Annotated in this window: 7 protein-coding genes; 1 reads left to right on the top strand and 6 read right to left on the bottom strand. The window is 60.2% G+C overall.

The window, feature by feature from the left end; genetic code table 11:
* Window positions 1–341 precede the first annotated feature (341 nt).
* Genes AOC04_RS10785 through AOC04_RS10775 form a run of 3 tightly spaced genes read right to left on the bottom strand, consistent with a single transcriptional unit; the run spans window position 342 to window position 4,687 of the window.
* Entirely contained in the window at window positions 342–1,925 is a 1,584-nt protein-coding gene (locus tag AOC04_RS10785; RefSeq protein ID WP_060693212.1) for an aldehyde dehydrogenase (NADP(+)), read from the bottom strand.
* 43 nt (window positions 1,926–1,968) lie between these two features.
* Window positions 1,969–3,318, bottom strand: a complete 1,350-nt coding sequence (gudD, locus tag AOC04_RS10780) for a glucarate dehydratase (protein WP_060693210.1) — start codon at window positions 3,316–3,318, stop codon at window positions 1,969–1,971.
* A 28-nt stretch (window positions 3,319–3,346) separates the two neighbouring features.
* On the bottom strand, window positions 3,347–4,687 hold the full coding sequence (locus AOC04_RS10775; protein WP_060693208.1) for an MFS transporter: 1,341 nt from the start codon (window positions 4,685–4,687) through the stop codon (window positions 3,347–3,349).
* Window positions 4,688–5,013: 326 nt separating this feature from the next.
* Here AOC04_RS10775 and AOC04_RS10770 point away from each other — a divergent pair, with 326 nt between their 5' ends.
* A complete protein-coding gene (locus AOC04_RS10770; RefSeq protein WP_060693206.1) occupies window positions 5,014–5,712 on the top strand; it encodes a FadR/GntR family transcriptional regulator in 699 nt (232 codons plus the stop codon).
* 144 nt (window positions 5,713–5,856) lie between these two features.
* Here the strand turns inward: AOC04_RS10770 and AOC04_RS10765 are convergent, their stop codons facing one another.
* The 3 genes from AOC04_RS10765 to AOC04_RS10755 form a co-directional block, all read right to left on the bottom strand.
* Complete coding sequence (locus AOC04_RS10765) at window positions 5,857–8,202, bottom strand: tetratricopeptide repeat protein (protein WP_060693204.1); 2,346 nt, start codon at window positions 8,200–8,202, stop codon at window positions 5,857–5,859.
* Window positions 8,203–8,217: 15 nt separating this feature from the next.
* Window positions 8,218–10,719, bottom strand: coding sequence for a spermidine synthase (locus tag AOC04_RS10760; protein WP_060693202.1), 2,502 nt, complete (start codon window positions 10,717–10,719; stop codon window positions 8,218–8,220).
* 99 nt (window positions 10,720–10,818) lie between these two features.
* Complete coding sequence (locus AOC04_RS10755; RefSeq protein WP_060693200.1) at window positions 10,819–12,405, bottom strand: arylsulfatase; 1,587 nt, start codon at window positions 12,403–12,405, stop codon at window positions 10,819–10,821.
* Window positions 12,406–12,431 lie beyond the last annotated feature (26 nt).

Here is a 12,431-nt window from a genome sequence, read left to right as displayed (position 1 = left end):
TCATAAACCCGGTATTGGCAAGTTAGATCCTTGAAATAAAACGAAAAAACTCTGAATGATGGCCATCCAGAATCAGTCATGTTTCGAAAACTTTTGACTATTTAATGACTTAGGTCAGTACTGGATTGAAAAAAAGTCTGCAAAATATCTTGTTACTGGTTGTAACACTGGGGTAAGATCGCCCTGCGTTCACCTACCACGGTTTATGCATTTTTAAGCCCCAAGTTTCCATCAGCTACTTGGGCTTTTTTTTGCCTGAAATTTGATATCGGATCCAATTTCTGCGGGCGCAGAAACAAAAACGGCGCCCGTTGCAGGCGCCGTTGTCCAGCCATCAAAGCTTAAGCAATCGCCTTGGAGCTCCACTCGCCATTAACCAGGCGTTGCAGGCCCAGCGGGTTGCGATTTTGCAACGCTGCCGGCAGCAATGCATCGGGATAGTTCTGGTAGCACACCGGGCGCAAGAACCGGTCGATGGCCAGCGAGCCAACCGAGGTGCCGCGTGCATCCGAAGTGGCCGGGTAAGGCCCGCCGTGAACCATGGCATCGCACACTTCGACGCCGGTCGGGTAGCCATTGACCAGAATACGACCCACTTTTTGCTCAAGAATCGGCACCAGCCACTGGTAGTGCTCAAGGTCGCCCGGTTCGCCAATCAGGGTGGCGGTCAATTGTCCGCGCAGGGCCAGCAGGGCGTCCTTGAGCTGGGCGTCATTTTCCACTTCGATGATGATCGTTGCCGGGCCGAACACTTCTTCTTGCAGCAAAGGATCCTTGTTCAGTAGCAGGCTGACATCGGCCTTGAACAATTGCGGCTGGGCCTGAGCGCCGGACTGGGTGTGGCCGGCCAGGTGAGTGATGCCTTTATGACCCAGCAGGTGTTCGACGCCCTTGGTGTAGTTACGCAACCCGCCCGCATTGAGCAGGGTGTGCGGCGCTTGCTCGGTCATCTGTTGCGTGAGGTGTTCGATAAAAGCCGAAAGCTCGGGGCAGCGCAGACCGATCACCAGGCCGGGGTTGGTGCAGAACTGGCCTCCGCCCATGGTCACCGATGCGGCCAGCTCGCCTGCCACTTTGTCACCGCGTGCGGCCAGCGCTTGAGGCAGCAGGATCACCGGGTTGATGCTCGACATCTCGGCAAACACCGGGATAGGTTGCTCACGTTCGGCAGCCATTTTGCTCAGCGCGTTGCCGCCATGCAGTGAGCCGGTAAAACCCACGGCCTGAATGGCCGGGTGTTTGATCAGCGGTTCACCGACGCCAGCGCCGAAGATCATGTTGAACACGCCCTTGGGCATGCCGGTTTTTTCTGCGGCGCGAATGATCGCGCAACCCACCTGGTCAGCCGTTGCCATGTGGCCACTGTGGGCCTTGAAGACCACCGGGCAGCCAGCTGCGAAAGCGGCGGCAGTGTCGCCACCGGCAGTGGAGAAGGCCAGCGGGAAGTTGCTGGCGCCGAACACGGCAACCGGGCCAACGCCGATGCGGTACTGACGCAAGTCCACCCGTGGCAGCGGTTTGCGGTCCGGCATGGCCAGGTCGATACGGGCCCCCAGAAAGTCACCACGACGCAGGACTTTGGCGAACAGGCGCATCTGGCCGCTGGTACGGCCGCGTTCGCCCTGGATACGTCCGGCGGGCAGTGCGGTTTCACGGCAGACCAACGCCACAAAGTCATCGCCCAGTTGGTCGATTTCGTCAGCAATGGCATCGAGAAATTCGGCGCGGCGTTCAGGGCTCAGCTGGCGGAATTCGACAAAGGCCTGATCGGCGGCGTTGGCGGCGCGGTCTACTTCCTCGGGCGTGGCCTGATGAAAGCGAAAAGGCAGGGCAACGCCGGTGCTGGCATCAAGGCTTTCAAGGGTGACTGTGCCGGCAGCGCTACGGCTGCCGCCGATAAAGTTTTGGCCTGTTACGGTAGACATCGGTTCAATCCTCGCTAGATAGGCTTTAGACGCGCTATGGAACTCAGCGCACAAGACAGGGTTTTTTGTTGTCGTATTTCCAGCCCGGAACAATGTACTGCATGGCGACGCTGTCGTCCCGTGCACCCAGGCCCATGCCTTTATACAGTTCATGGGCTTTGGCCACGGCGTCCATGTCGATGTCCACCCCCAGGCCGGGTCTGGCCGGGACCTTGATGTGGCCGTCGACAATTTTCAGCGGTTCGCGGGTCAGGCGCTGACCGTCCTGCCAGATCCAGTGGGTATCGATGGCAGTGATTTCGCCCGGTGCGGCGGCCGCCACCTGGGTGAACATGGCCAGGGAAATATCAAAGTGGTTGTTGGAGTGCGAGCCCCAGGTCAGGCCCCACTCGTGGCACATCTGGGCGACCCGCACCGAACCCTGCATGGTCCAGAAATGCGGGTCGGCCAGCGGGATATCGACGGCCTGGGACTGGATCGCATGGCCCATTTCGCGCCAGTCGGTTGCGATCATGTTGGTGGCCGTAGGCAGGCCGGTGGCGCGTCTGAACTCGGCCATCACCTCGCGTCCGGAGTAGCCGTTTTCGGCACCGCACGGGTCTTCGGCATAGGCCAGTACATGGTGTTGATCGCGGCACAGGCCGATGGCTTCTTTGAGTGACCAGGCGCCATTGGGATCAAGGGTGATCCGTGCATTGGGGAAGCGTTCGGCCAGGGCGGTGACGGCTTCGATTTCTTCAGCGCCGCGCAATACCCCGCCCTTGAGCTTGAAATCGTTAAAGCCGTATTTGGCCTGTGCCGCTTCTGCCAGACGGACGATGGCCTGGGGGGTCATTGCCGGTTCATGGCGCAGGCGCAACCAGTCATCGGCGTCTGCTTCGCTGCGATAGGCCAGGTCGGTCTGCTGGCGGTCACCAATGTAAAACAAGTAGCCGAGCATCTTGACCGCGTCGCGCTGCTGGCCTTCGCCGAGCAGGGCTGCGACCGGGACTTCAAGAAACTGACCCAGCAGGTCGAGCAGCGCCGCTTCCATTGCCGTTACCGCATGGATGGTGATGCGCAGATCAAAGGTTTGCAGGCCCCGGCCAGCCGAGTCGCGGGCGGCAAAAGTGCTGCGCATGGCGTTGAGAATGCTCTGGTAGTTGCCGATGGGTTGGCCCACCACCAGGCTGCGCGCATCTTCCAGGGTTTCGCGGATGCGTTCTCCGCCCGGCACTTCGCCGACCCCGATATTGCCGCTGCTGTCCTTGAGAATCACGATGTTGCGGGTGAAGAAAGGGCCGTGGGCGCCGCTGAGGTTGAGCAGCATGCTGTCATGCCCGGCCACCGGAATCACTTGCAGGCTGGTAACCACCGGAGCTTTTGCCGCGTGGTGCTGGTGTTCGCTGTTCATGTCGTGTTCCTTAAAAAGAGTCAGGGGCCTACGCGGGTTGCAGAGCTGCAGGAATCACAGCCGTGGGCTTGGGTTTGGTCTTGGCAAAGAACACGATGATGGCCGCAATGATCGAAGTGCCGGCCAGGCCATAGAGCCCGCCCTGAATCGAACCTGTGGTTTGTTCCAGAAAGCCGAAGGTGGTGGGCGCAACGAAGCCGCCGAGGTTGCCGATGGAGTTGATCAGTGCGATCACGGCGGCTGCGATGCGCGCATCCAGATAACCCTGGGGGATGGGCCAGAACAGCGACGACGCCGATTTGAAACCGATGGCCGCAAAGCAGATGGCAATGAACGCGAAGATCGGACCGCCGGTGGTCGACAGGAACATGCCCAGCGCGGCAATCAGCAAGGCTGCGGCAATCCAGGCCTGCTGGTGCTTGAAGCGGCTGGCCAGAGCGGCGAAGGCATACATGGCAATGATCGAGATCAGCCACGGAATGGAGTTGAAGAAGCCCACTTGAATGTCGCTCAGGTCGCCCATTTTTTTAATGATGCTCGGCAGCCAGAACGTGGCCGCGTAAATGGTCAGCTGGATGCAGAAGTAGATGGCGCAGAACAACATGATCTGGCGGTCCTTGAGCAGTTTGCCCAGGGTTGGCTTGACGGTGTTGACGGCATCGCGCTCGCGTTGTTCGCGGTCAATTTCGTTGACCAGGGCATCTTGTTCCTGGCGGCTGAGCCATTTGGCGTCATGGGGTTTGGAATCCAGCCAGAACCACACAAAGAAGCACAGCAGCACCGAGGCCATGCCTTCAATGATGTACATCCATTGCCAGCCATGCAGGCCCATGCCGGTAATTTGCAGGAGCAGTCCGCTGAGCGGGCCGGAAATCAGGGAGGCCAGTGCCGATCCGCTGAGGAAAATTGCAATCGCTTTGCCGCGCTCGGCGCCAGGCAACCAGCGGGTGAAATAGTAGATAACGCCGGGGAAGAAGCCGGCTTCGGCGACGCCCAGCAAAAAGCGCAGGATATAGAAGTGGGTTTCGTTCTGGATAAAGGCCATCAGGGTGGCGGTGATGCCCCAGGTAAACATGATGCGGGTCAGCCAGATGCGGGCGCCGACTTTTTGCAGCAGCATGTTGGATGGCACTTCAAACAAGGCATAGCCAATGAAAAACAGTCCGGCACCGAAGCCATAGGCGGCAGCGCCAATGCCCAGGTCGTGCTCCATATGTGAGCGGACGAAGCCTATGTTGACGCGGTCTATGTAGTTGACGATGAACATGATGACGAAGAGCGGCAACACATGCCTCTTCACTTTTTGTATCGCGCGCGCCAGGACAGGATCGTTGGCGGGCGCAGCAGACACGTTGCTGGAAGTGTTCACAAATCTGACCCCACTGATTATTTTTATGCGGGTGGTTCGAGCCGGTGATCACGCTTCCGGTTGACGGACATCATACGAGTTGATTTTTCGCCCCGCAATGCCCGAAAACTAACCAATAAGTTATAAATGCTCTTTCTGTAATGCTTTTAAGTGTAATTACAGGGAGTTAGCCCCGGATTTATTAAGGGGATTGCCCTTGTGCATGGAAAACAGGGTTGTTCTTTTTAAGAACTGGAGGGGTTTTAATGGGGTTGTCATACGAGTTGAGGCGTCTCCCGATTGAAGCAGGTGCTAGTATTACGTCGCCTCAGAGGAAGGGATTACCCATGCACGATCAGCCGATACGCAAGCGCACCCCGGGGCTGGCCCACGACATCGTGGCCGAGCTGACCCGGCAGATTTTGTTGGGTCAATTGGCGCCGGGGGAGAAGTTGCCCTCCGAGTCGGTCATCGTGCGCGAGCAGGGGGTGAGCCGTACGGTGGTGCGCGAAGCGATTTCCAGATTGCAGGCATCCGGGTTTGTTGAAACCCGGCACGGGATAGGCACCTTTGTCCTTGAGCGCGACGAGCGTCAGGGCATTCACCTTTCAAGTGCCACCGCTGCCAGCGTGCGCGGCATTCTGGAATTGCGCATGGGCCTTGAGACACAGGCCGCCGCCCTGGCTGCCGGGCGCCGCACTGAAGAACAATTGCTGCAGATGCGTCAGGCGCTGGATGACTATCAGAACGCACTGGCCAACAACGATGGCAGCGTCGAGCACGACCTGCGCTTTCACAAGCTGATTGCCCAGGCCACGGGCAATACCTATTTCACCGACATCATCTGCCAGCTTGGCCGAACGGCCATACCGCGAACCCGGATCAACGCCGACGAACGCGGGGATGCCGATTTAATGCAGCTGGGGCAAATGGCCGTGCTTGAGCATGAAGCGATCTTGCGCGCCATCCGCCGCCAGGACCCCGATGCTGCCCGCGCAGCCATGCTGCTGCACCTGAGCAACAGCCTGGAGCGAATGGCGCTGTGATCAAACGCTGTAGTCGCTGACGAGGCACGAGGCTGCGATCGACTGCGCAGCAGTCGTAAAGTCAGGCAGCCGGGTGTGTCAGATGCAATGAGGGTGCTTGTTTTACGGGCGTTGCCCGATCGCCGCCTCGTGCCTCGACAGCGACTACTTCAGAGCCACATCCTGCGGGTTGATTTTCTTCCACGCCTGCAGCACGGCCTGGGCCTTGGGTTCCTGGCCGTTATCGAGGTAGAACTGGATCAACGACAAGCGTGCATCACGGAATGAAGGCTGGCGTTTGAGCAGTTCTTCGAGCTGGGCGCAGGCTTTTTCGACCTGACCACTCTGGTGCAGCGCCACCGCCAATACGTAGCGGTACTGGGCGTTCTCTGGCTCCAGGCTTACGGCCTTTTGCAAGGCTGCCATGGCCGGTTTCGGCTCGCCCGCGCGGATCAGCGCCAAGCCCCGGGTGTGCTGCAGCAAGGCCACTTGCGGATGCTCCTTGAGCGCCGTGTCCAGCAGCGCTGCAGCCTCGGCGCTGCGCCCGCCGGCTTCCAGCCATTGGGTCAAAGTAACCAGTGCCGGGAAGAAGTCCGGATCGCGCAGCAGGGCTGCCCGCAGTTTGGGTTCAACCTCATCGGTGCGTCCGCTGGCCTGATACAGCATGGCCAGGTTGAGGTTGGCTTCGGCCCGTTCGGCCAGGCTCAGTTGCACCGTTTCGTATTCTGCGATGGCGTTTTCCCAGGCCTCTTGCGCCGTACCCAAGCCATTGCGCGCCGCGCCGAGCAGGTTGCGTGCAGCGATGATGCGCACGGCGCGTACTTTGTCATTCAATAACGGGCTCAGCAACGGGATGCGTTCAGCCGGCGGCAGGAAGGCGCTGACTGCCCGCACTGCGCTCTCGCGCACCTGTGGCGCGCTATCATTCAGGTCTTTGCTGGCCAGTTTCAATGCGGGCTCGCTTGGGTAGCTGGCCAGTTCGCCAAGCAAGGTTGCGCGCTGAATAGCTGGCAGGTTGCTGCGCCGCAGTTGCTCGTATAGCGCTTGCGCGGCACCCGGGTGGCCGCCGCGAATCAACCACAAGCTTTCGTCGTAACGGGCGGCCCGGGGCATGTCATGGGCGGTCCAGAGTTTGAATTGCTCGCTCACTTTGTCGCCCGCCTTGCCCTGGTGGCAGCTCAGGCAGGCATCCGGCGTGCCGAGGATTTTCGCTCGCACCGGATCGGGAATGCTGAAGCTGTGGTCATGCCGAAAATCATTGCCCATATAGAACTTGCCGGGCATGTGGCAATCCACACACTGTGAGCCCGGCTGGCCTTCCGTGTGGCGATGGTGCTCGGGGGAGTCGTAGTTCTTCGCTTGCAGACCTTTGCCGTCGATGCCGGGGATAGCAGCTTTGCCTGCGGTGTTGTGGCATTGCAGGCACACGCCATTGCCCGGTGCTTTCAGTTCGGTGCTGTGAGGGTTGTGGCAGTTGCTGCAGCGCACACCCTTATCGAACATTTTGCTTTGCAGGAATGAGCCGTGTTCGAACACTTCGTCCTTGATTTTTCCGTCCAGGGCATACAGTTCGCGGGTCAGGACGCTGGGCAGGTAATCGTCCATCAAGCGTTTGCCGACGGTGAAACCATCGCCCAGCGGGGCGCGCCGGGCATGGCAGCGGGCGCAGGTTTCGATTTCGACGGTGGCGTCCTTGTCCTTGAGATCGACGTCGAAGCCGTCATGGGCGAAATCGCCTTTTTGGGCCACCGACAGCAGGTGGTTTGAAGCGGGTCCGTGGCAGGCCTGACACCCGACGCCGAGGCTGTTCCACTGGCTGTTGAAGCTGTTGCTGGCGGCATCGAAGTTGCGCTTGTAGCCGGTGGTATGGCATTCGACGCACATAAAGTTGGCGTTTTGGCTGGGCTTGCTCCAGTGCAGCGGGTTCTTGAAGTTCACCCCCTGGCCCGGATACAGGTGGAACCAGCGGTTTTTCTCGGTATCCCACGCCACGCCCAGGGCTTGCAGCTTGCCGTCACCGACCTCGATCAAATACTGCTGCAGCGGCGCAATGCCGAAGGTGTAGGCGACTTTGAAATCGGCGGGCTTGCCATCCATGCCCGGGGTATTGACCCAGAATCCGTCACCCTGACGAAAGAACCGGCTGCTTTCACCTTCGCTTTTAAAACTGACATTGTTGAAGTCGGCCAGCACGGTCTGCGGGCCTGCGGCCTGCATCGCCAACTGGTGATGGGAGCCTTGCCAGTCCTTGACCTGGGCGCCGTGGCAGCCTTGGCACTGTTGCTCGTCAACCATCTGTGCCGGCGCCGGCGGTCTGGCCACCGGTGCAGCCGCTACGGCTTTGGGCTCAAACACCACTGGCGTGAGAGGTTGCGGGCGGCTGAGAAAAAACCACAGCCCGGCGATCACCACCAGCAACAGTGCGGCGATCGCAGGAAACAGGTAACGGCTCATCAGGCCAGGGTGTGAATCAGGTTGGGTCGGGGCAGCTTTATTTTTAGTGTTGGGCATTACAACTTCCGATGTTTATTGGCCGACAAACCAGCGGTAATAGGGGTTGGCGCCATCGCCATTGATCACTTCGCGGATGTCGCGGGCCCATGCTTCGCGGTCGCCATCATAGGCGTGCAGGCTGGAGCGGTAAAACTGCATGAGGCGTTGACGGTGTACGTTCATTCGGTTGATAAAAGCCGGTTCGGCGTTGAGCAGTACGGGGGCCGTGTGCAGGTCCAGTAGCGCCGGGAGCACGCGGCTGATCTCCTTGGCCCGCACCCACGGGGCGTACTCGATGCGCGGCTGATCGTCAGTTACCGCTGGCGCATCACCGGCAAAGCGCTCCAGCCCTGCGCGGTCGGTTACATAGGTGGCGAGCAATGCAGCGCCGGATGCCACGCCCACGTCCTGCAGGGCGTTGTGTACTCCGGGCTGCTCGAAGCGGGCATTGATGCGCGCAGCGTCCAGTTCAATGGGTTGCATCGAGCCTACCAGGAGCATTTCGTGGAACTCGCTGGTCCACAACGTGGCATAGGGGAATACATCGAGAAAGCTGCGTACCAGTGAGCGCGAGTCGTCGATGTTTTGCGTCGGCAACGGGAGCCACTGGGCGACCAGCCCGTTGGCTTGCAGGCGTTGCGCAGCCAGCTGGTAGAAGTCCCGGGAGTACAGGTTGACCACGCCGGCTGCCGAGGGCGGTGGCGGCTCGAGGGTGATCAGGTCGTAGCGCTGCTCGCTGCGCAGCAGTTCCTGACGCCCATCGCGCAAGCGCACCTGGATGCCGGGATCGTGCGCCGCATTGAAGTTGCCCTTGAACAACGATGATGCATTGACCACTGCCGGCAGCAGCTCGGCGACAACCCGCTGTTGCAGGGATGGATAACTGAGCAGGGCGCCGGCAGTGATCCCGGTGCCAAAGCCGATCACCAATGCTGAACGCGGTTCGCCGGTATGGATCAGCAGCGGCAGCAGGGCCTGAATCCGCATATAGCGCAGCGACGGCATTGCATCGCCGGTATTCGACACGCCCTGAATGTACAAACGGTGAAAGCGGCGTTCGCCTTTGCCTTGGGTGACCACGGCCACGGTGCCGCCACGGCCTTCTTCATAGAACGCCAGTTCGCCCTTACGTGCCCCGGGGAGCAGGTTGGCGAGGCGGTCCACCGGGGTCAGGCAAGCCACGGCCAGCGCCGCCAGCCCCACGGCAATCACCGCCTGGTGATGGCCCTTGCTGACCCGCTGGCCCTGGCGTATGGCGATAAAACCCACCGCTGCGGCGATGATTGCCAGCAGGCCCAGGGTCCGTACCAGGCCCAGCAGCGGGATCAGTACGAAGCCGCACAGGGCCACCCCGACAATCCCGCCCAGAGTATTGAAGGCCACCACCGCGCCGACATCCCGCCCCACCCGCTGCGGGCCGACACACAGGCGCAGTGCTACCGGAAAGGCGGCGCCCAGCAGCAGGGTAGGGATAAACACGATGCTCAGCGCGGCCACCGCGAAACGTGCGCTCATGCCCAGCAGTACACTGCCGCCCATGGCCAGGGCCAGGTTTTCGGCCTGGGTCTGCAGCAGGATCAGCCAGCGCCCGAGCAGGGCGATCTCCAGCAGTGCAACCAGTCCGGCACCGGCGATCAGCAAGCCGAACACGCCCCAGGGATCGCGCAGGCGATCAACCCGGCGGGCCATCAGGCTGCTGCCGATAAACAGCCCGGCCAGATAGGTGGCCAGCACCACGGCAAAGGCATAGGTGCGAGTACTCATGAATTGCACGATGGATTGCGACCAGACCACTTCGTAGCCCAGCGCCACGCCGCCGGCAATGGCATACAGCACCATGGCCAGGCGCGCCGGTGCCGGTTCGACGGCTTTAGACGTTGCCAGGGGCGTCGAATAACGGCGCTGCACGATCAATGCGCCAACCGCAGCCAACAGGTTCAGCAAGGCCGCGGCAAAGGCGCTGCCGCGAACGCCGAGGGTGGCGATCAATACAAAGGCGGTGAGCAGGGTGCCGACAATCGCCCCGGCCGTGTTGGCGGCATACAGCCGTCCGCCAGCCTGGCCGAGGTGTTGCGGATCGGCCGCCAGCGCCCGTACCAGCACCGGCAGGGTGCCGCCCATCAATAGCGCCGGCAGGCCCACCAACAGCAAAGGCAGCAGCCAGGCCAGCAGGCCGACCTGTTGTTCAAGCCAGGCGAAGGGGGCTGCGGCCAGACTCAGACCCAGGGTAGCGCCGATGCCGAGCACGGCCACGCCGATTTCTAGCCCGGCATACAGCAACAGGGGTTTACCCAGGCGATCGGCGAAGCGGCCGAACAGCAGGCCGCCCAGGGCCAGACCGGCGAAAAAAGCGCTGATGCCGGTGGTGATGGCATACACCTCGACGCCGATCACCAGCGACAGTTGCTTGATCCACAGCACCTGGTAGATCAGCGCCGCAGCGCCGGAAATAAACAGCAACAAGGCAGGCATTAACAATGCCGTGCGACTCAGAGGGGAGAAAACAGTCGCGGTAGAAGCGAGGGGAGACGGCATTGCGCAGGGCCTTGTGCAGAAAGAATTCGGGTGTGATCAGAGATGAACTCAATCTGTGGCAGCTGGCAAGCCGGCTGCCACAGAAATGAGGTGAATCCTTTATTGCGCCGGCTGGTTTTTCATTTTCTCGGCAATCTTGGCGTCTACTGCTGCACGCACTTGGTCGATGCTGAAGCTGGCCGGTTTCTGGCTAGGCGGGTAATCGATGAATGTTTCGAGGAACTTCGCCCCTTTCATGGTTGCCAGTGCAGTCAGGTATACGTTTTTGGTGGTCCAGTCGTAATACTGATCGGAAACCACGTCCGCACGTTCGTAAGGGTCCATGCGCAGGTTGAAGATTTTCGGCACCCGCAGGCACACGAAAGGTTCGCTCCAGACCTTGAAGCCGCCCGGTGCACGCTGCTCGCAGAATACCGCTTTCCAGTTGTCGAAACGCATCGCAACCAGCAGGCCGTCATCGTCGAAGTAGTAGAACTCGTGACGTGCGCCTTTAGGGTCTTGCCCCGTCAGGTAGGGCAGTTGGTTGTAGCCGTCCAGGTGAACCTTGAAGTTGGTACCGCCGGCCACGGGGGCCCAGCCTTTGAGCAGCTTGTCTTTGACATCGGCATCGCCGGCAACGGCCAGCAGGGTCGGGAACCAGTCCATGCCCGAGAACATCTCGTTGCTGACTTCACCGGCCTTGATCTTGCCCGGCCAGCGCACGATGGCAGGAACGCGATACGCGCCTTCCCAGTTGGAGTCTTTTTCGTTGCGGAACGGCGTGGTCGCTGCGTCCGGCCAGGAGAACTGGTTCGGCCCGTTATCGGTGGTGTAGACCACGATGGTGTTGTCGGCGATTTTCAGGTCGTCGAGAGTTTTCAGCAGTTTGCCGACGTCGCCGTCATGCTCAACCATGCCATCGGCGTATTCGTTGCCGGGCATACCACTCTGGCCCTTCATCGAATCGCGGACGTGGGTAAACAAGTGCATGCGCGTGGTGTTCATCCACACGAAAAAAGGTTTGTCGGCTTTGGCCTGCTTCTCGATAAACGCCTGTGCAGCGGCGGTGGTTTCGTCGTCGATGGTTTCCATGCGCTTGGCGGTCAAGGCGCCGGTGTCCTCAATCTTGCCGTCGGCAAAGCTGTGGATCACACCACGGGGCGTAGCGGTCTTGACGAACTCGGGGTCGTCTTTGGGCCAGTAAGGACGCTCGGGTTCTTCTTCGGCATTGAGGTGGTACAGGTTGCCGAAAAACTCGTCAAAACCATGATTGGTCGGCAAGTATTCGTCACGGTCGCCCAGGTGGTTTTTACCGAATTGCCCAGTGGCGTAGCCTTGCGACTTGAGGGCCTGGGCAATGGTTATGTCACGTTTTTGCAGCCCCACAGGTGCGCCCGGTACCCCGACTTTTGACAAGCCTGTACGCAGTGGCGTTTGCCCGGTAATAAAGGACGAGCGCCCGGCAGTGCAGCTGTTCTCGGCGTAGTAGTCGGTGAACAGCATGCCTTCTTTGGCAATCCGGTCAATGTTGGGGGTTTTATAGCCCACTACGCCCATGGAGTAGGCGCTGATATTGGTCTGGCCAATGTCGTCACCGAAAATCACTAGAATGTTTGGTTTTTCGGCAGCCGCGACAGTGGCCGAGAAGGCCATTATCGAAGCTGCCACCAGTGCCAGAGGGGGCAACCACTTGGTTAATCGAGTCATACATGCTCCTTGTTGGCTTTGATCGC

The sequence above is a fragment of the Pseudomonas versuta genome, assembly GCF_001294575.1.
Lineage (GTDB): Bacteria > Pseudomonadota > Gammaproteobacteria > Pseudomonadales > Pseudomonadaceae > Aquipseudomonas > Aquipseudomonas versuta.
Note: the sequence above shows the minus strand (reverse complement) of the source record. Positions and strands in the feature narration are given on the sequence as shown.